Annotated in this window: 19 protein-coding genes; 13 read left to right on the top strand and 6 right to left on the bottom strand. The window is 75.1% G+C overall.

The features are described from left to right. Window positions 1–10: 10 nt before the first annotated feature. From ABWK59_RS21375 to ABWK59_RS21365, 3 genes are all read right to left on the bottom strand, one after another. Window positions 11–1,030 (bottom strand): hypothetical protein, encoded by a 1,020-nt coding sequence (locus tag ABWK59_RS21375; protein WP_354642219.1) that lies wholly within the window; start codon window positions 1,028–1,030, stop codon window positions 11–13. Then, window positions 1,030–2,631, bottom strand: coding sequence for a DUF3492 domain-containing protein (locus ABWK59_RS21370; protein ID WP_354642218.1), 1,602 nt, complete (start codon window positions 2,629–2,631; stop codon window positions 1,030–1,032). Before ABWK59_RS21370 ends, ABWK59_RS21375 begins: the two co-directional genes overlap by 1 nt. 363 nt (window positions 2,632–2,994) lie before the next feature. Next, the gene (locus tag ABWK59_RS21365; RefSeq protein WP_354642217.1) at window positions 2,995–3,906 is read right to left on the bottom strand and encodes an alpha/beta fold hydrolase; all 912 of its coding nucleotides are present in this window, start codon (window positions 3,904–3,906) and stop codon (window positions 2,995–2,997) included. A 206-nt stretch (window positions 3,907–4,112) separates the two neighbouring features. On the opposite strand from ABWK59_RS21365, the gene ABWK59_RS21360 reads away from it, so the two are divergent. From ABWK59_RS21360 to ABWK59_RS21350, 3 genes are all read left to right on the top strand, one after another. Continuing rightward, window positions 4,113–4,769: a TetR/AcrR family transcriptional regulator gene (locus tag ABWK59_RS21360; protein ID WP_354642216.1), complete on the top strand. Its 657-nt coding sequence runs from the start codon at window positions 4,113–4,115 to the stop codon at window positions 4,767–4,769. A 120-nt stretch (window positions 4,770–4,889) separates the two neighbouring features. Further along, window positions 4,890–5,117: a DUF3107 domain-containing protein gene (locus tag ABWK59_RS21355; RefSeq protein ID WP_354642215.1), complete on the top strand. Its 228-nt coding sequence runs from the start codon at window positions 4,890–4,892 to the stop codon at window positions 5,115–5,117. A gap of 148 nt (window positions 5,118–5,265) precedes the next feature. Next, window positions 5,266–5,544, top strand: a complete 279-nt coding sequence (locus ABWK59_RS21350) for a hypothetical protein (protein WP_354642214.1) — start codon at window positions 5,266–5,268, stop codon at window positions 5,542–5,544. Window positions 5,545–5,585: 41 nt separating this feature from the next. Here ABWK59_RS21350 and ABWK59_RS21345 read toward each other — a convergent pair whose 3' ends face one another. After that, window positions 5,586–6,314, bottom strand: a complete 729-nt coding sequence (locus ABWK59_RS21345) for a ferritin-like fold-containing protein (RefSeq protein WP_354642213.1) — start codon at window positions 6,312–6,314, stop codon at window positions 5,586–5,588. A gap of 526 nt (window positions 6,315–6,840) precedes the next feature. On the opposite strand from ABWK59_RS21345, the gene ABWK59_RS21340 reads away from it, so the two are divergent. The 6 genes from ABWK59_RS21340 (at window position 6,841) to ABWK59_RS21315 (ending at window position 13,286) form a co-directional block, all read left to right on the top strand. After that, window positions 6,841–8,907, top strand: coding sequence for a DEAD/DEAH box helicase (locus ABWK59_RS21340; protein ID WP_420492818.1), 2,067 nt, complete (start codon window positions 6,841–6,843; stop codon window positions 8,905–8,907). Between the two features lie 233 nt (window positions 8,908–9,140). After that, window positions 9,141–10,049, top strand: coding sequence for an alpha/beta fold hydrolase (locus ABWK59_RS21335; RefSeq protein ID WP_354642212.1), 909 nt, complete (start codon window positions 9,141–9,143; stop codon window positions 10,047–10,049). A 374-nt stretch (window positions 10,050–10,423) separates the two neighbouring features. Next, the gene (locus ABWK59_RS21330) at window positions 10,424–10,570 is read left to right on the top strand and encodes a hypothetical protein (protein ID WP_354642211.1); all 147 of its coding nucleotides are present in this window, start codon (window positions 10,424–10,426) and stop codon (window positions 10,568–10,570) included. A gap of 347 nt (window positions 10,571–10,917) precedes the next feature. Beyond that, window positions 10,918–11,556, top strand: coding sequence for a DUF6758 family protein (locus ABWK59_RS21325; protein WP_354642210.1), 639 nt, complete (start codon window positions 10,918–10,920; stop codon window positions 11,554–11,556). Window positions 11,557–11,670: 114 nt separating this feature from the next. Next, complete coding sequence (locus tag ABWK59_RS21320; RefSeq protein WP_354642209.1) at window positions 11,671–12,519, top strand: PHP domain-containing protein; 849 nt, start codon at window positions 11,671–11,673, stop codon at window positions 12,517–12,519. Window positions 12,520–12,671: 152 nt separating this feature from the next. Continuing rightward, window positions 12,672–13,286, top strand: a complete 615-nt coding sequence (locus ABWK59_RS21315) for a MarC family protein (protein WP_354642208.1) — start codon at window positions 12,672–12,674, stop codon at window positions 13,284–13,286. 18 nt (window positions 13,287–13,304) lie between these two features. Here ABWK59_RS21315 and ABWK59_RS21310 read toward each other — a convergent pair whose 3' ends face one another. Continuing rightward, window positions 13,305–13,949 carry a suppressor of fused domain protein gene (locus ABWK59_RS21310; RefSeq protein ID WP_354642207.1) on the bottom strand — a complete coding sequence of 215 codons (645 nt, stop codon included), beginning with the start codon at window positions 13,947–13,949 and terminating at the stop codon, window positions 13,305–13,307. Window positions 13,950–14,343: 394 nt separating this feature from the next. On the opposite strand from ABWK59_RS21310, the gene corA reads away from it, so the two are divergent. Further along, complete coding sequence (gene corA / locus ABWK59_RS21305) at window positions 14,344–15,468, top strand: magnesium/cobalt transporter CorA (protein ID WP_354642206.1); 1,125 nt, start codon at window positions 14,344–14,346, stop codon at window positions 15,466–15,468. 28 nt (window positions 15,469–15,496) lie between these two features. On the opposite strand, the gene ABWK59_RS21300 is transcribed toward corA, so the two are convergent. Continuing rightward, on the bottom strand, window positions 15,497–16,384 hold the full coding sequence (locus ABWK59_RS21300) for a DMT family transporter (RefSeq protein ID WP_354645042.1): 888 nt from the start codon (window positions 16,382–16,384) through the stop codon (window positions 15,497–15,499). A 178-nt stretch (window positions 16,385–16,562) separates the two neighbouring features. On the opposite strand from ABWK59_RS21300, the gene ABWK59_RS21295 reads away from it, so the two are divergent. The 3 genes from ABWK59_RS21295 (at window position 16,563) to ABWK59_RS21285 (ending at window position 19,130) form a co-directional block, all read left to right on the top strand. After that, window positions 16,563–17,099, top strand: coding sequence for a hypothetical protein (locus tag ABWK59_RS21295; RefSeq protein WP_354642205.1), 537 nt, complete (start codon window positions 16,563–16,565; stop codon window positions 17,097–17,099). A gap of 107 nt (window positions 17,100–17,206) precedes the next feature. Further along, a complete protein-coding gene (locus ABWK59_RS21290) occupies window positions 17,207–18,514 on the top strand; it encodes a magnesium transporter MgtE N-terminal domain-containing protein (RefSeq protein ID WP_354642204.1) in 1,308 nt (435 codons plus the stop codon). Window positions 18,515–18,587: 73 nt separating this feature from the next. Further along, entirely contained in the window at window positions 18,588–19,130 is a 543-nt protein-coding gene (locus ABWK59_RS21285; protein WP_354645041.1) for a DUF1003 domain-containing protein, read from the top strand. The last annotated feature ends 118 nt before the right edge of the window (window positions 19,131–19,248 follow it).

Raw genomic sequence — 19,248 nt, 5'->3', positions numbered from 1 at the left:
GCGGCCGGTGTCAGTCCGGCCGCGGGCGGTGCGAGGAGATCCGGCCGAGCAGCGGCCAGGCGTACCCGAGCAGGCCGGCGGCGACCGCGCCGGCGGCCGTGAGCCGGGCTGCCGCCGGGTCCGTCCCGGCCGCCGCCCAGCCGGCCGCCGCGCACCCGGCGGCCAGCACCGCGGCCGCGCCGAGCACCTCGCGCCCGCCGCGGAGCAGGACGGCTGCCGCCAGCAGCAGCAGGCCCGTGGCCGCCTGCGCGGCCCAGACCAGGGGGCCGGCCCGGTGTGCGGCGGCGTCCAGCGGCCCGTCCCAGGGCCCGGCGGTGGGCGCGCTAGCCGCCAGGAGCGCGGCGAAGGAGAGCCCGGCCAGGACGGCGAGCTGCACCGCCGCCGCGACCGGGAGCACCGGCCGCATCCGGGAGCGGAACTCGGCCAGGGTGGCGGCCGTGCCCAGGTGGGTCCGCCCGGCCCGCCGGATCCGGAGCGCCGCCGCGGCGGCGGGCCCGGCCCCCAGCCCGGCGGCCACCGCCAGCACGGCCCCCGTGCCGCCGCTCGCCGCCCCGGGTGCCAGCAGCAGGGCCGTGCCGAGGCCGTACCCGGCCCGCGGCAGGACGGGCGTCCCGGCGGGTGCGGCCCAGGCGAGGGCCGCGGCGGCCGGCAGCAGCGCCCAGGCCGCGGGCAGGGCGGCCGGGCCGGGCAGCACGGCCGCCAGCAGGGCCAGCAGCGACACCGGCACGGCGTGCGCCAAGGCGGCGCGGACCGCTTCACGGCCGACGCCGGCGGACACCGGCGGCCGGTCGGGGACTGGCGCGGGCGGGCGGCGCGGGACCCGGGCGTACAGCTCCTCGGCCAGGCCGAACACGTCGGCGTGCCGGCAGCGGGCCAGGGTCTCCCGGTCCACGCCCGCGTCCTCCAGCCCGGCGGCGATCTCCAGCACGTCCACCGCCTGCTCGCAGAGCTCGCGGTGGCGGAGCAGCAGGGCGCGGACCGGGTCGGCCGGCGGTGCCCCCGGTCCTCCCGGGGTCGCGGCGGTGGCCATCAGACCGCCTCCGCCATCGCCTCCACGGCCTCCACGGCCTCCTCGGTGTCCGCGGCCACCGCGGCCGGTTCCCCGGCCGAGCTGGGCGCGGGCGGGGACGCGGGCCGGCCGGGGCCGGCCATCCAGTACTCGGCGGGCCGGGCGAACGGCCGGGGGTGCTCGCCGGTACCGGCCGGGAAGGCGGGCCAGCGCGAGACCAGCTCCAGGTAGATCTCCCGGAAGGCGGTCACCACCGGCTCCACCGCGAACCGCTCCTGCGCCCGCAGCCGCCCCGCCAGCCCGAGCCGGGCCCGGCGCTCCTCGTCCTTCAGCAGCGCCAGGCAGGCCCCGGCCAGCGCCTGCGGGCTGCGCGGCGGCACCAGCAGGCCGCTCGGGCCGAGCACCTCCCCGGCCACCCCGGCCTCGGTGGCGACCACGGCACGGCCGCTGAGCATGGCGTCCACCAGCAGCCGGGAGCCGCGCCGGGCGAGCGCGGAGAACACCACCACGGTGCCCGCCTCCCAGATCTCGGCGGTGCCGTCCGGACGCCCCTCGAAGGTCACCGCCCCGCCCAGCCCCAGCCGCTCGGCCACCTGCCGGCAGTGCGCCAGGTACCCGGGGGCGGCCTCCTCGCCGTACATCCGCAGGCGGGCCCCGGGCAGTTCGGTCCGGATCCGGGCGAGGGCGTGCAGCGCGAGTTCCGGGTCCCGTCCGGGCTCCAGGGCGCCGGCCCAGACCAGGGTGGGCCGCTCCGGCTCGGGCCCGGCGGCCGGGCGGGCGACCGCCGGGGTGCCCTCGTACACCACCCGGATCCGTTCGGGATCGGCCCCGCACCGCCGCTGCCAGCTCACGTCGTGGGCGCTGCCGGGGGTGAGCACGGCGGCCTGCCGGTAGGTCTCCTCGGCGAGCAGCCGGAAGAAGGCCAGCAGCAGCGCCCGCACCGGCCAGCGGTAGGGCGCGGTGCGGTAGCTGGCGTACCGCTCGCGCAGGTGGAGGCCGTGTTCGGTGACCACGAAGGGCACCCCGTGCAGCCGCCGGGCGAGCAGGGCGGGCAGCGCGGCAGGGCCGCCGCCGACCACGTGGCAGAGGTCGGCGCCGCCGAGGCCGTCCGGCCCGGTGCCGTACCAGGGCGCGGAGAGCGGCCGCAGGACCTGCTCCAGCAGGTCGCCGGCGACCAGGACGTCCCGGACCAGCGGCTGGCCGGCCGCGGTGTCCGCCCCGGGCGAGCGCCAGACCCGCTCCAGCACCCGGTGGGCGTGCCCGGAGGCGAGGAAGACGGGCAGGCCGCCGTCCCCGGCCGCGAGCTCGGCCAGCCCGTACAGGCCGGCGGCGAAGGACGCCCGCTCGCCCGGCAGCACCAGGGCCCGGACCAGCGTCTCGTACGCCCGGGCGTACCGCCGGCGGCGGTGGGGGCCGGGCAGCCGGCCGGCCGGGCGGGCGTCCCACAGCGGCAGCTCGCGCACCGCGGCCACCCCGCGCGGAGGCTCCCCGGCCGGGGCCCGGCCGAGCAGGAACAGCCGGAACTCGTGCTCGACCAGTCCGCCGGTCAGGCGGCCGCACCAGGCGGATGCGAAACGCTGGGCGTTCGGTTGATTGCTCTCGGTGAGCAGAGCGACGCGCACGACGGCCTCCTGGCAGCGCGATGGACCGGGATTCGACGACTACGGGACAGGGAGCCTGATCAACCAGTGACACCGAAGTTCAGAAGGTCAGCGGCCCGACGGCGGCACCGCCGCTCCCCTGCGACGGGCACCACCCGGAGCCGCTGCGCGGCCCTCGGCCGCCGCTCCCCCACACCTGTTCGGTCTGACAACACGACGGTAGAGCGGGGGCCGGACCGCCCCCGGCCCGCCTGCCGCCTTGCCACCTGAACGAGTGAACGCCCGTTACCTCGCCCCCGCCCGCGCGTTTCCGGGCCGCCGCAACGGCTTCGGACGCACGACGCAGCCGGGCCGCAACCCGGCCTCAGCCCGGCCTGGCGCCGCTCAGGACTCGGCGAGCAGCTCCCGCACCGCCCGGGCGACCTGCTCGGGGTGCTCCATCATCGCCACGTGCCCGGAGTCGGGCAGCACCAGCAGCCGCGCGTCCGCGAAGGCCGCGCAGGCCCGCCGGGCGGAGCGGTACGACACCAGCCGGTCCTTGAGCCCGTACACCAGCAGCACCGGCGCCTTCACCTGCTCGGCCTGCCGCCACAGCGACTGGTCCCCGCGCTCGGTGTACGCCGAGACGATGCCGCGGGCCGAGCCGACCATCACCTGCACCGCGTACGGCAGGCCGGAGCGCCGCCGGTACTCGGCCACCGCCCGCTCCCGGCGGTCCGCCGCGATCGTGGTGGTGTCGCCGTAGACCAGCCGCAGCAGGCCCTCGGTGGCCTCCTCGGGGCTGCGCGGCCGGAGCGCCCCGGACCGCAGCAGGGCGGGCACGCCGGGCAGCGCGAGCAGCGCGGTGGGCCAGGCGCCGTGCTGCGGGGGCAGCTCGGGCAGGGCCGGGGAGATCAGGGTGAGGCTGCGGACCAGGTCGGGCCGCAGGGCGGCGAGCCGGACGGCGACGGCGCCGCCCATGGAGTTGCCGAACAGGTGGACCGGGCCGCGGCCGGTCTCCTCCAGGTACCCGATGACCGCCCGGACGTGGCCGGAGACGGACAGGTTGCCGTCCAGCGGCGGGGCGGAGTGGCCGAAGCCGGGCAGGTCGACCGCCTCGCCGTCGACCTCGTCCGAGAGCGCGGCCATCAGATCGGTCCAGTTGTCCCCGGAGCCGCCGAGCCCGTGCACGAAGAGCGCCGGCGGCCTCCCGTCGCCGGCTCCGGCGGGCGGTCCGCTCACCGCGAGCACCGCCCCGGGCACCTCCACGGTGCGGAACTCCTCGACGGCGGACTCCAGGCGCTGCTCAGGGCTCATGGAGCACGATGGTAGTGAGGCCGCGGGCCGGACCCCCAGTCCCCGCCGGGATCTCACCCTGTGGAAAGGCTGGTCCGGGGCCGTATTGTGGGCTCCCGACAAGGGAGTTTCTGCGCTTTACTCGGCTTCACCCGGCCCGATCGGGTTACCGAAAAGTAGAATCAATCACCTTGCCAGCCAAGCTCGACCGTGAAGTGAGGAGCGCCGTGACGGCCATCCAGGAGGCGCAGGAGCGCCCGCGCGGTGCCCGCCTGCCGCGAAGCGCCCGCCGTGAACAACTGCTCGGGGCGGCCCAGGAGGTGTTCGTCGCCCAGGGCTACCACTCGGCGGCCATGGACGACATCGCCGACCGCGCCGGGGTCAGCAAGCCGGTGCTGTACCAGCACTTCCCGGGCAAGCTGGAGCTCTACCTCGCGCTGCTCGACAAGCACTGCGACGCCCTGGTCGACGCCACCCGGGACGCGCTGTCCGCGACGACGGACAACAAGCAGCGCGTGGCCGCGACCATGGAGGCGTACTTCCACTACGTCTCCAGCGAGTCCGGCGCGTTCCGGCTCGTCTTCGAGTCCGACCTGACCAACGAGCCGGCCGTGCGCGAGCGGGTCGAGCGGGCCAGCGACCTGAGCGCCACCCTGGTCAGCAAGGTCATCGCCGAGGACACCGACCTCCCGGAGGCGGAGGCCAAGCTGCTGGCGGCCGGCGTCTGCGGCCTGGCCCAGATCACCGCGCGGTACTGGCTCTCCCAGGGCCGCGACATCCCGCGGGACGAGGCCGTCCGGCTGGTCGCCAGCCTGGCCTGGCGCGGCCTGAAGGGCTTCCCGATGCACCCCGCCCCGGAGGGCCAGCCGTCCGCGGGCGAGTAGCGATCCCCTGACCTTCGCCGATCGGTCCGGCCGTTGCTCTAAGGTGAAGCCGTACGGCGCGTCGCCCGCGAACTGCGGTTCGAGCGCTTGGAATCGCTGCAAACCGGAGGGACGGAAGCCGTGGAGGTCAAGATCGGCGTGCAGAACGCGCCGCGAGAGATCGTTCTGGAGAGCTCGCAGACGGCCGACGAGGTCGCGTCCGCGGTCGCCAAGGCCCTGGACGGCACCGCGAACGTCCTGGAGCTCGCGGACGAGCACGGCCGCCGGGTCATCGTCCCGGCCGACCGCCTCGCCTACGTCGAGATCGGCGAGCAGAGCGTGCGCAAGGTGGGCTTCGGCACCCTCTGAGCCCGGCGAGGGCCCGCTGTCCCCACTGCCCCGTTCCCCCGCCCGGGGGGCGGGGCAGCGCCATGTGTACGTCCTGTGCGTACCGGGGGGCCGCCCGGGGTATGGCGGGACGTACAGCGCCGTACCGCCCACCGCCGGGAGGCAGCCCGTGCTCGTCGAGACGATGACCTTCGCCCTGATCGGACTGGCCGTGGGAGCGGCCGCCGCGGCCCTGCTGCCCGGGTACTTCCCGACCTCCCGCAGTCTCACCGTGGCGACCGCCGTGGTCGCCGCCATGATCGGCGGGCTGATCTGCGACTTCTCGCTGGACGGCCGGCAGCCGGCGGTGGCCCTGGCGGTCTCGGCGGTCGGCTCGGTGCTGCTGGTCTCCGTCCTGGCCCGGCCCGAGCGCGCCGCTCCCCGCGCCCGCCGGCGCCGGCCGGCCTGACCCGGAGCCCGGCCGGAACCGGGCCCGTGCCGCGTACCTTCCTAGGAGGCCAGGCCGAGGGCGGCCATCCGCCGGGTGTGCGCCTCGGTGATCCGGTTGAACATCTTGCCGACCTCGACCAGGTCGAAGCCCTGCACCTGCGCGCCGCCCACCAGCAGGTTCGACAGCGCGTCGCGCTCGGCGACCACCCGCTGCGCCTGGCTGAGCGCCTCGCCCATCAGCCGCCGGCCCCACAGCGCCAGCCGGCCGCCGACCCGCGGGTCCTCCTCGATCGCCTGCCGCACCCGGTCCACCGCGAACTGCGCGTGCCCCGTGTCGGACATCACCCGCAGCACCAGCTCGCGGGTGTCGTCGTCCAGGCGGACGGCCACCTCGCGGTAGAAGTCGGTGGCGATGGCGTCGCCGACGTACGCCTTGACCAGGCCCTCCAGCCAGTCCGAGGGCGCCGTCATCCGGTGGAACGCCTCCAGCGGCTCGACGAACGGGGCCATCACCGCGGACGGGTCGACGCCCACCTCGGCCAGCCGGTCGTGCAGCAGCTGGTAGTGCTGGAACTCGGCGGAGGCCATCCGGGCCAGCGCGGCCTTCTCGGCGATCCCGGGGGCGAACTTGGCGTCCTCGGCCAGCCGCTCGAAGGCGCTCAGCTCGCCGTACGCCAGCGCGCCGAGCAGGTCGAGCACGGCGGCCCGGTAGCCGGGCTCGGCCGCGCAGCTCGCCCAGTCGCCGATCGATTCGGTCGGGAAGCCCTCGCCAGATTCCTGAGTCTCCATGGCACGAAACCTTAGACCGCCGCACCGCCCCACCCGCCCGCGCCCGCCCGCGCCCGCGCCCCCGGGGCGTCGCCGCCGGGCGCCCCGGGCCCCACCCCTGGTCGCCGGCCGTGGACCCCGGAGGGTCACGAGTAAGCGGCGTCACGTGTTCGAGTCGGCGCCGGACGGTATGGTGGTAGTGAGGCCTGGTGTACTCGCGCGGCCCGTCCCTCCCGGACAGGCCGCGCAGACGTGCCCCGCACGGGTGCCAGGCGCTCACGTACGCGGATGCCCGGTCGGAGAGCCGATCGGCTCCGACCTTGGCCCGGACCTCGGGCCTTGGCACCGCATCAGTGGCCGAGCGAGGGCCGCCGCGGACGGCGCCCCACGGCGCAGGTCCCGCGCCGAACCCCTCACGGGAATCCTCCCCCGCGCCGCCGGACGACGCGCCCGCCACGGGCCGCCCGCACCGGCACGCCGCAGGGGTCGGCGCGGTTGTGCGTCCCGCAGCTGCACCCGGGCTCACCGCGAGCCCGCAGTCCGCCGCGTGGCAGGCACACGCCGCCCGCTCGCTCTCGGCCCCCCACACGGAAGAGGCAGCACCCTGTCCACCACCGAACCCACCAAGACCACTTTCCGGGACCTGGGGATCCTCCCGGAGACCGCCGAGGCCCTGGAGGCCGTCGGCATCGTCCACCCCTTCCCCATCCAGGAGATGACCCTGCCGGTCGCGATGACCGGCCACGACGTCATCGGCCAGGCGAAGACCGGCACCGGCAAGACCCTCGGCTTCGGCCTCCCGCTCATCGAGCGGGTCGTCGTCCGCGCCGACCTGGACGCCGGCCGGGCCGAGGCCGCCCAGCTCTCCGACAGCCCGCAGGCGCTCATCGTGGTGCCTACCCGCGAGCTGTGCACCCAGGTCACCAATGACCTGCAGACCGCCGGCAAGGTCCGCAACGTCCGCGTGCTCGCGGTCTACGGCGGCCGCGCGTACGAGCCGCAGGTCGAGGCGCTGCAGAAGGGCGTCGACATCGTCGTCGGCACCCCCGGCCGCCTGCTCGACCTGGCCGGCCAGCGCAAGCTGGACCTGTCCAAGGTCCGCTCGCTGGTCCTCGACGAGGCCGACGAGATGCTCGACCTGGGCTTCCTGCCCGACGTCGAGAAGATCATCACCATGCTGCCCGCCAAGCGGCAGACCCTGCTCTTCTCGGCCACCATGCCGGGCCAGGTCATCAGCCTCGCCCGCCGGTACATGAGCCAGCCGACGCACATCCGCGCCGCCGCGCCGGACGACACCGGCACCACCGTGGCCAACATCGAGCAGCACATCTTCCGTGCGCACTCGCTCGACAAGGTCGAGATGCTCTCCCGGATCCTGCAGGCCGACGGCCGCGGGCTGGCGATGATCTTCTGCCGCACCAAGCGGACCGCCGCCGACGTGGCCGACCAGCTGACCCGCCGCGGCTTCGCGGCCGGCGCCGTCCACGGCGACCTCGGCCAGGGCGCCCGCGAGCAGGCCCTGCGGGCCTTCCGCAACGGCAAGGTCGACGTCCTGGTCTGCACCGACGTCGCCGCCCGCGGCATCGACGTCGAGGGTGTCACCCACGTCGTCAACTACCAGTGCCCCGAGGACGAGAAGACCTACCTCCACCGGATCGGCCGCACCGGCCGCGCCGGCGCCTCCGGCACCGCCGTCACCCTGGTCGACTGGGACGACATCCCGCGCTGGCAGCTGATCAACAAGGCGCTTGACCTGCCGTTCAACGACCCGGAGGAGACCTACTCCACCTCCGCGCACCTGTACGAGCTGCTCAAGATCGCCCCGGGCACCAAGGGCGTCCTGCCCCGCTCGGAGCGGACCCGGGCCGGCCTCGCCGCGGAGGAGGTCGAGGACCTCGGTGAGACCGGCGGCCGCGGCTCCCGCCGCCCCAAGGGCGGACGCGGCGGCCGGGACGGCGCGGGCTCCGGCTCCACCGGTCCCGAGCAGCCGGCCGAGCGGCCCGCCCGCAAGCCGCGCGAGCGGCGGCGGACCCGTGGCGCGGCGCGCACGGCGGGCGAGGGCGTCGAGGCCGTCACCGAGGTCGCGGCCGAGGTCGCGGCGACGGACGCCCCGGTGGTGGCCGCCGCCGAGACCGTGACGGCCGACACCCGGGCTCCGCGACGCCGTCGCCGCACCCGCGGCGGCTCGGCGGGCGAGGGCGGCGAGGCCGCGGTCGCGGTCGCGGTCGTCGAGGCTCCCGTGGCCGAGGCTCCGGCCGTCGTGGTCGCTGAGGAGGTGCCGGCCCCGCGCCGGCGCACCCGCAAGACCGCCGCTGCCGCCCCGGTCGAGGCTCCCGTGGCCGAGGTCGTGGTGGCGGAGACCCCGGAGACCGCGGAGGCGCCGAAGAAGCGCACCCGCACCCGCAAGACCGCGGTCGCCGCTCCGGTCGAGGCCGCCGCCGAGACCGTGGCGGCGGACGCCCCGGCCGAGGCGCCGAAGAAGCGGACCCGCACCCGCAAGACCGCGGCGACCGCCCCGGTCGAGGCCGCCGCCACCGAGGCCGCCGCCCCGGAGACCGCGGAGGCGCCGAAGAAGCGCACCCGCGCCCGCAAGGCCGCCACCACGGAGGCGTGACCCGCACCCGCACCCCGAAGGGGCGCGAGGACCCGGCTCGCCCGGGCTCCCCGCGCCCCTTCGGCGTTCCCGCCGGAGCACGGGGAAGCCCGCCTTCCCGGGCCGGACCCGTCGGGAGCGGCCGTCCGCACGGCCGGCCACCCGCCGCCGCTCCCGCGTCCCCCTCGTGCGGGGCCCGGCGGAGCGCGGTCTAGGCTCGGGGCGGTGATGGATCGCGGGAGGAGTCGTCAGGGATGAGTACGCCGCCGTTTCTGCGTCTGCCCGGGTGCGCGCGGGCGCTCCGGGTCACGACGGCCCGTGGCGAGTTCGCCGCGCTCTGGGCGGAACCGGCGGAGCCGTCCGAACCGGTCCGCGGGACCGCGCTGCTGGTGCCCGGGTTCACCGGCAGCAAGGAGGACTTCATCGCCCTGCTGGAGCCCCTCGCCGCCGCCGGCTACCGGGTCCTCGCCGTGGACCAGCGCGGCCAGTACGAGACCGGCGGCCCGGCCGACCCGGCCGCGTACGCGATCGACGAGCTGGCCCGTGACGTGCTCGCGCTGACCGAGTGGCTGGCCGAGCGGCCGGCCGCCCACGGGACGGACGGCGGCACCGCGCCCCTGCACCTGCTCGGCCACTCCTTCGGCGGCCAGGTGGTCCGCGAGGCGGTCCTGGCGGCCGCCGCCACCGGCCGTCCGCTGCCGTGGCGTTCGCTGACACTGCTGGCCACCGGCCCCGGCGCGATCGACCCGGCCGAGGCGACCCGGACCAAGCTGCTGGTGGACGCCCTGGAGTCGATGGACCTGGAGTCCATCTGGCAGGTGATGCAGCAGATGGAGGAGGGCAGCGGGTCCCGGCCGGACGAGCTGCACCCGGAGGTGGCGGAGTTCCTGCACCGCCGCTGGCTGGCCAACGTCCCGGTCTGCCTGCGGACCGCCGGCGCGCACCTGATCTCCGCCCCCGACCGGGTGGCCGAGCTGTCCGAGGTGGACCTGCCCAAGCTGGTGCTCTCGGGCGTCCGGGACTACGCCTGGCCGGTGGAGCTGCAGTCCACGATGGCGGAGCTCCTCGCGGCCCGCCGGGTGGTGGTCGAGGACGCCGGCCACTCCCCCAACGCGGAGCAGCCGGCCGCCACCGCCGCCGCCCTGGTCGACTTCTGGGCCTGACCGCAGGACCGCTCCCGTCTCAGCCCTGACCCCGGCCTCTTCACATCCCGGACACGCGGCGCGACCTCCTGTGCGCAAATCACGGGACAAAATTCGTTAGCTCGGGTAATATTTGATCCAGTCTGGCAATCACTCCCCCTCCCGCGGCGGTACATCCACGCCGAAACCAGGACTTTACGGGCGGGCAACCACCCCGAAGCAGCATCCCGGCACTGTGGATCCCGGAGGCACCTCGCCTCCACCCGTGCCGGATCCGGGAGTGACGACGGGTGCCCCGCACCCCGCCGGACGACCGATCCAGCCACGGCGGACGCCCCCTCACCGGGGCGTCGGCCACCACCGCCCCACGCCATGGGGCCGGGAAGGGAGAGGCCATGCGTTTCGAGATCCTCCGCCTGGACGACGCCGAGGGCGTCGCCACCGACCGCCTGATCGCCGACGCCGACACCGTCCGCGAGTACGTCAGGGAGGCCGCGCTGACCGGCGAACGCCTGTACATCCGGCCGTGCAAGACCGTCTGACCGGGAGCGGACCGGCCGAACCGACCGGCGACACGCCGGCCGACACGCCGTCCGACCCCCCGATACCCGACTGACGCCCCGTCATCCGCATACTCGGTGACGGGGCGTCAGTGCGTTCCGGGCCGGGTGCCGCGTGCCCGGGCGTCCCGGGCTGAACCCGGTGCCACACCCGCCCCACGGTGCCGCGCCGGCCCCCGCGACCAGCGCGGTGTTTGCCGCCGCCCCCGGCGGGACATTCCTTCCTGGGCCGCTTCCACCGCCCACCGGCCACGGCCAGGCGACGCGACGCACCACGTACGGGTGATCGTCCTTGACGCGGCGGTCCGGAGGGAGGAGCGTTGTCGGCTATGAGGGGCGAGCCAAGCTGCCCGAGGTGCGCTGGGAGGGTCCGCGCCCCCGGACTCTTCTCCGACACGTGGCAGTGCGACCGGCACGGCGCCGTGCACCCCATGCAACCGGTGCTGCCCCCGAGCGTGGACGCGCTCAACGTCGCCGTACTCCGCTCCCAGGTCCCCGTCTGGCTGCCCTGGCCGCTGCCGGTGGGCTGGCTGTTCACGGGCATCGCGCACGCCGGCGACGACCTGTCCGGGGCCCGCGCCACCGCCGTCGCCTGCTCGGGCCCGGCGCCGCTGGGGGGTTTCGGCGAGCTGGTACTGGTCGCCGAGGAGCTGGGGGTGGGCCTGGGCGCCCGCTACGCCGGGCTGGACGGCCCGGACCCGGGTGACTCGGTCTCCCTCTACAAGCCGGCCGACGCCAAGCTGATGGCCGCCGGGCGCCCCACCCCGATGTTCCACGTGCCGGACGCACCGGCCGACCGCGCGGTGTACGTGGGCGAGGCGCGCGGGCTGTGGCTGTGGGCGATCGCGTGGCCGGAGCAGTCGGCGCTGCTGATGCACGACGAGTTGGTGCTCACCGACCTGCGGGACGCGGGGGCCGAACTCAACCTGCTGCCCTGCGGGGCGCTCTCGCCGCGGCTGCTGGGCTGACCCTCCGCCCCGACGGTTCTCCCGGAAAGGGGGCCGTCCCGGGGGCTTTCCCGGGGGCCGAGGCGGGGCCGTCAGTATCCTGGGGCACACCCGAGAGTCCAGGAGGACAGGCCCGTGCGCATCGACCTGCACGCCCACAGCAACGCGTCCGACGGCACCGACAGCCCGGCGGAGCTGGTGGCGGCTGCGGTGGCCGCGGGCCTCGACGTGGTGGCGCTGACCGACCACGACACGGTGTCCGGGTACGGCGAGGCGATCGAGGCGGTCCAGGGCACCGGGCTGACCCTGGTGCCGGGCGCGGAGCTGTCCTGCCACATCGGCGGGGTGAGCCTGCACCTGCTGGCGTACCTGTTCGATCCGGCGGAGCCGACCTTCGCGGCCGAGCGCGAGCTGGTCCGCACGGACCGGTTCCGGCGCGGCCGGGCGATCGTGGACCGCTGCCGCGAGCTGGGCGCACCGATCAGCTGGGAGCAGGTGGAGCGGATCGCCGGCAGCGGATCGGTCGGACGGCCGCACATCGCCAGCGCGCTGGTCGAGGCCGGGGTGGTGGAGACGGTCTCGGACGCGTTCACCGCCGAGTGGCTGGCCAACGGCGGCCGGGCGGACGTCCGCAAGCACGAGACCGACCCGGTCACCGCCGTCCGGCTGGTCCGGGCCGCGGGCGGGGTGCCGGTGTTCGCGCACCCGGGCGCCGTGAAGCGCGGGAGGACGGTCTCCGACCAGGTGATCGCGGACCTGGCGGCGGCCGGGCTGGCCGGCCTGGAGGTCGACCACACCGACCACGACGAGGCGGCCCGCGCCCATCTGCGGGGCCTGGCCGCGGAGCTGGGGCTGCTGACCACCGGCTCCAGCGACTACCACGGCAGCCGCAAGACCGTCCGGCTCGGTGAGCACACCACCGACCCGGCGGTGTACGAGGCCCTGGTGGCCCAGGCGACCGGGGCCAAGCCGGTCACCGGCTGACGGAGGGTCGCCCTCCGGGGCGCCCTCGACCGCCCGCCCCCCGGGTGCCCCCACCCGCCCGGCGCACACGGCCCGCGCTCCGGCGTGCCCGGCCCGTGCCGCGAACGGACAATCCGTCACATGAGCGCAGCCACCGGCCGGGCGTCCGGCGGATGACCGTCTTCGACGCGACGACGTTCGGGTCGCTGTTCGTCACCCTGTTCGTGATCATGGACCCGCCGGGGACGATCCCGATCTTCCTGGCACTGACCTCCGGCCGGGCCGTCCGGGTGCAGCGGCGGATGGCGTGGCAGGCGGCGGCCGTGGCGCTGGGCGTGATCACCTGCTTCGGCCTGTTCGGCCAGCAGATCCTCGACTACCTGCACGTCTCCATCCCCGCGTTGCAGGTCTCCGGCGGGATCCTGCTGCTGCTGATCGCGCTGGACCTGCTCACCGGCAAGATCGAGGAGCCCGCGCAGACCAAGGACGTGAACGTCGCCCTCGTCCCGCTCGGCACGCCGCTGCTGGCCGGTCCGGGGGCGATCGTCGCGGTGATCCTGGCGGTGCAGACCGCCGACGCGGCGCGGCAGTACCTGGCGGTCTGGACCGCCATCGTGGCCATCCACGTGGTGCTCTGGCTGACCATGCGGTTCTCGCTGGTGATCATCCGGATCATCAAGGACGGCGGCGTGGTGTTGATCACACGGCTGTCCGGCCTGTTGCTCTCGGCGATCGCCGTGCAGCTGGTCGCCAGCGGCGTGTTCGCCTTCATCGCGTCGTACCGGTAGCCCGGTCCGGGAGGGTCCTCAGTCCAGCGGGACGGCCCGGCGGGCGGGGTCGCGGAGGTCGGTTCCGTGCCGCAGCCAGCGCTCCTCCAGCGCCTGGGCGCCCTGGACCCGCTTGTAGGCGGCCTCGTTGGGCGTCATCGGCAGCAGGGGCAGGAAGCGGACCGGGTCGGCCGGGTCGGCGAGGTCCAGGTCCTCGACCAGCCCGCCCGGTTCGGCCACCAGGACGGAGGTGAAGGGCGCGCCCTCCCAGAGCGGCGAGCCCAGGTCGAGCGAGCTGCCGGGCGCCACCACCAGGCCCTCGACCTGCGGCGACGCGGCGAACACGGCCAGCGCGCGGTGCGCCTCGTCGCGCCCCCCGCGGACGGTGAGCAAAAGTTCGGCGCGGGGTCCGCGGACCGGGTCGGCGACCGGCGCGGTGGGGTCGGCCATCGGCGCGCCGGCCATCCCGAGGGTCGCGTACCGGACCAGCCGGTCCTCGTCCGGGCCGAAGCGCAGCACCTCGATCCGGTCCGCGCCCAGGAAGGTGACCGCGGCCCGGCCGGTGGGCTCGCCGAAGGTGGTGATCAGCCGGGCCTCGACCGCGGCCAGCACGGCCGCGCGGGTGAGCTCCGAGCCGGCGTCGGGATCGGAGAAGTCGCCGAAGAGCGGGAAGTCGTGCGCCATGACGCGACCATAGCGCGGCGCCGTCGGGCCGTTCGCGAACACCCCAGCGGGGGAAGGCCGAAAACTGTTAGTGTGAGCAGCTGGCCACCGGGAACCTACTCCCCGGGGCCGCGGCCTGAAGGAGGTGGTTGCGGTGGATACCAGTCGACCATGCAGTACCGGCAGCTCTGCCCGGCCTGCCAACCTCCGCCGCCGCCTCTTCTCCTGAGGTAGTCGACGCAGCGTCAACCGCGGCCGGGAGAGCACCTTCCCCGGAGCCCGACGATCCAAACACGTGTCCTCGCACGTCTTTTCCTGATCCCGGGCCCGGTGTGTCCATCGGTGTTCCCGCCGCCGCATCCGGCCGCCGTTCCGGCCCGCCGTGCGACGGCTCCCGCGCAAGGAGCCTGCTGCCATGTCGATGATCAACAACCTGCGCGCCGCCGTCCGGCCGAGCCGTCGCCGGAGTGCCGACGCCTACGACCCGCTGCGCCCGGGGCACGCCCCCTCGGCCGTGGTGGACTGCGCCGTGTACCAGAACGGCCGCCGGGTGGGCGAGCGTTGCAGCCCCCGCGAGGCCGCGAAGCGGGTCAAGCTCGCCCAGCAGCTGGACGCAGGATCGTTCAGCTGGATCGGGCTGCACGAGCCCACCGAGGCGGAGTTCGAGGGCATCGCGCAGCGGTTCGGGCTGCACCCGCTGGCGGTGGAGGACGCGGTGCACGCGCACCAGCGGCCGAAGGTCGAGCGGTACGACGACGTGCTGTTCGCGGTCTTCAAGACCATCCGGTACGTGGAGCACGACCAGCTCACCCCGACCAGCGAGGTGGTGGAGACCGGCGAGCTGATGGTGTTCGCCGGGCACGACTTCGTGATCACCGTCCGGCACGGCGGGCACAGCTCGCTGCAGGAGCTGCGCCGCCGGCTGGAGGCGGACGTGGAGGGGCCGGACGGCGTCCCGCTGCTGGCCAAGGGCCCGTCGGCGGTGCTGCACGCGATCGCCGACCACGTGGTGGACAACTACCTGGTGGTCGCGGACCGGCTGCAGACGGACGTGGACGAGATCGAGTACGACGTCTTCGCCAACAAGGGCGGCCGCGGCACGGACGTCGGCCGGGTGTACCAGCTCAAGCGCGAGGTGCTGGAGTTCAAGCGCGCGGTGACCCCGCTGCTGCGGCCGATGCAGCAGCTGTCCGAGCCGCTCCAGCGGCTGGTCGACCCGGACATCCAGAAGTACTTCCGGGACGTCGCCGACCACCTGGCCCGGGTGACCGAGCAGGTGCACGGCTTCGACGAGCTGCTGAACTCGCTGCTCCAGGCGAACCTGGCGCAGGTCTCGGTGGCGCAGAACGAGGACATGCGCAAGATCACCGCCTGGGCGGCCATCTTCGCCGTTCCCACCATGATCACCGGTGTGTACGGCATGAACTTCGACTACATGCCCGAGCTGCACCACCGGTACGGCTACCCGATGGTGCTCGGCAGCGTGATCCTCATCTGTATCGGGATGTACCGCGGCTTCCGCCGCAACGGCTGGCTCTGACCCGGAGCGCGGCGGCGACAGCCGGCCGCTACCGACGGCCGCCGCGGGCGACCAGGACCAGGCCGAGCAGGATCAGCCCGACCGCCGGGTACGCGGCCACCGGCGGCCACTGGCCCAGCCACACGGCCGCGATCAGGGCCGCGCCCGGGGTCTCCAGCAGGATCGCCGTCGAGGTGACCGAGGGGCCCAGGGTGCGCACCACCCGGTTGCTCAGCGAGTGCCCGAGCAGCTGGGCGGCGACCATCAGCAGCGCGATCTGCCACCACACCCCGGCCGGCCAGCCGCCCAGCGGCGTACCGGCCACCAGGCAGACGCCCAGCAGCACCGCGGCGCAGGTGGCGTAGCAGACCAGGGTGTACGCGGTGGTGCTGACGGTCTTGCGGACCTCGGCGCCGAGCAGCATGTACCCGGCCGCGGCCAGGCCCGCGCCCAGGGCGAGGGCGTCGCCGGCCAGGGCGCGCGGGGAGAGCGAGAGGTCGACGCCGGTCAGCACCAGCACGCCGGCGAAGGCCACGCACATGCCGATCCAGACCAGCCGGGGGGCCCGCCGGCCGAACAGCCGCATCAGCAGGATGGTCCACAGCGGGGTGGTGGTCACCAGGGCGGTGGCCGAGGCCACCGAGGTCATCCGCAGGCTGGGCATCCACAGCGCGAAGTGCACCGCCAGCAGCGCGCCGGCGCCCGTCGCCAGCAGCAGCGCCCGGCGGCCGATCCCGCGCAGCTCGGCCCGGTGCCGCAGCAGGGCGTACGGGCCGAGGACGCCGACCGACATCAGGTTCCGCCAGAGGGCGATCGCCAGGGCGGGGGCGGCGGTGGCGCTGATCAGCGGCGCGGAGAGCGAGATGCCCGTGATCGACACGGCGAGCAGCACCAGGTCCGTCTTCGGCAGCGGCGCCGGCACGCCTTCGGCGGCCATACCGGCGGGAGTGGCGGTGACGGTGTCGGGCCGGGCGGCGGGCACGGGTCTCCTCGGCGGGCGGGCTGGGACGCGGATGTGACCACGGTAAGGCCTGTCAGGGCATCACGGCACTGTCGTTCTGATCGGTGAGACGCCTCGCGGACGGGCTCCGGCGGCAGGCCGTACGCTGTGCGCCATGGAGACGACGAGCACCGCGGCCGACTTCCAGGAGCGCGCACTGCTGGAGGAGGCGGCCAAGAAGTCCGGGCTGCTGTGGGTCCTTCCCGCCGGGCAGGCCCAGGCCCGGGCGCTGTGGCACGCCTGGTACGACGGCGCCGTGGTGGTCGTGGGCGACGGTGCGGAGCAGCCGCTGCACGGCCTGGTGGCCGGTCAGCCGGCCACGGTCACCGTCCGCAGCAAGGACAAGTGGGGCCGGCTGACCAGCTGGCCGGCCACGGTCAGCGAGCTGGAGCCGGGCAGCGAGGGCTGGCTCGGCGCGGTCGAGGAGCTCAAGGGCAAGCGGCTGAACGCGCCCGACACCGACACCATCGGCGACCGCTGGGCCCGCGAGTGCCGGGTGCTGCGGCTGGCCCCGTCCGGACCGCTCACCGAGCAGCCCGGCGCGATGCCCCACGGCTCGCACACGGCCCGCCCGATGGAGACTCCGGCGACCACCCGCGAGCCCATCCCGGCCGGCCTGCCGAAGCTGCTGTTCCGGCGCCGCGGGCGCTGACCTCCTCCCCCGCCGAGACGTCCCCGGGCCGGGCCGCCGCTCGGCGGGCTGGCGGGTGGGGGCACGGGTAGCCTTGGCCCGGGAATGACGGGAGAGAGAGGGAGTCCATGGCAGGGCCAGGCAGCCGGGTCTTCATCTCGCACCTCGCCGGTGTCGCCGTCTTCGACCCCAACGGCGACCAGGTGGGCCGGGTCCGCGACGTGGTGGTGTCGCTGCGGCTCGGCGGCAAGCCGCCGCGGGTGCTGGGCCTGGTGGTCGAGGTGATCGGGCGCCGCCGGATCTTCCTGCCGATGACCCGGGTGACCAGCCTGGAGTCCGGCCAGGTGATCACCACCGGCGTGGTCAACATGCGCCGCTTCGAGCAGCGTCCCTCGGAGACCCTGGTCCTCGCCGAGCTGCTGGACCGCACCGTGATGCGGACCAAGACCCGGGACGAGGTCACCGTCCTGGACGTGGCGATGGTGCAGAGCCGGGTCCGCGAGTGGGAGATCAGCAAGGTCTTCGTCCAGGTCGGCAAGGTCGGCCGGCTGCGCAAGGCCAAGGGCGAGACGCTCACCCTGGACTGGTCCGCCGTCACCGGCTTCTCGCTGGTCGAGGAGGGGCAGGGCGCGGCCAACCTGCTGGCCACCTTCGAGCAGCTGCGCCCCGCCGACCTGGCGAACGTGATGCACCACCTCTCGGCCAAGCGCCGCGCCGAGGTGGCCGCCGCGCTGGACGACGACCGGCTCGCCGACGTCCTGGAGGAGCTCCCCGAGGACGACCAGGTCGAGATCATCGGCAAGCTGAAGGAGGAGCGCGCCGCCGACGTCCTGGAGGCGATGGACCCGGACGACGCCGCCGACCTGCTCTCCGACCTCCCCGAGGAGGACGCCGAGCGGCTGCTGCGTCTGATGGAGCCGGAGGACGCCGCCGAGATGCGCCGCCTGCTCAGCTACGCGGAGGACACCGCGGGCGGTCTGATGACCACCGAGCCGATCGTCCTGGAGCCGGACGCCACCGTGGCCGAGGCCCTGGCCCGGATCCGGATCCGCGACCACAAGCCCGCGCTCGCCGCCCAGGTGTACGTCTGCCGCCCGCCGAACGAGACGCCCACCGGCAAGTACCTGGGCATCGTGCACTTCCAGCGGCTGCTGCGCGAGCCCCCGTTCACCCTGGTCGGCTCGCTGGTCGACGACGACCTGGACCCGATCCCCCCGGACACCCCGCTGCCGCTGATCACCAGCTACCTGGCCACCTACAACATGGTCGCCGCGCCGGTGGTCGACGAGGCGGACCACCTGCTGGGCGCCGTCACCGTCGACGACGTGCTCGACCACCTGCTGCCGGAGGACTGGCGCGAGTCCTCGCTGCACGGGATGGAGGGGCAGCCGGTGGGGCAGCCCGTCGGGGAGAGGGAGACCGCCGGTGGACGCTGACCGCAAGGGCCGGCCGGGCCGCGAGGACGGCGCGGGCCGGCGGATCCAGGGCGAGCTGCGGCAGCTGCGCGAACTGCGCACCCGCGAGGGCGGCCGCTCGCAGCGCACCGAGATCACCGGCGGGACCCGCGCCCGGCTGGACCAGCCGCGCACCGCCCGGCCCGGCCTGATCACCCTGCCCACCTACGACCCGGAGGCGTTCGGCAAGCTCTCCGAGCGGATCGCGCGGTTCCTGGGCACCGGCCGGTTCATCGTCTGGATGACCGTGGTGGTGATCGTCTGGGTCGGCTGGAACACCCTGCTGCCGGACGAGGTCCACTTCGACGACTACCCGTTCATCTTCCTGACCCTGATGCTCTCGCTTCAGGCCTCGTACGCGGCGCCGCTGATCCTGCTGGCGCAGAACCGCCAGGACGACCGGGACCGGGTCAACATGGAGCAGGACCGCGCCCGCAGCGACCGCAACATCGCCGACACCGAGTACCTCACCCGCGAGGTCGCGGCGCTCCGCCAGGGGCTCGGCGAGGTGGCCACCCGCGACTTCGTCCGCTCGGAGCTGCAGGCGCTGCTGAAGGAGCTGGAGGAGCAGCGCCGGGGTGCCTCGGACCTGGTCTGAGGAGCGGTCGACACGGGGCCGGTGAGGCGGCCGGGGCGGGGGCGGTGAGGCCGTCGGCGCGGGGTCGGTGAGGGGCTCGGCGCGGGGTCGGCGGGCGTGTGACCGGCGGCACGCTACC

Origin of the sequence: Kitasatospora sp. HUAS MG31, assembly GCF_040571325.1 — a bacterium.
GTDB classification, from domain to species: domain Bacteria; phylum Actinomycetota; class Actinomycetes; order Streptomycetales; family Streptomycetaceae; genus Kitasatospora; species Kitasatospora camelliae.
The sequence above is the reverse complement of the archived record's forward strand: the minus strand, read 5'-3'. Positions and strand labels throughout refer to the sequence as shown.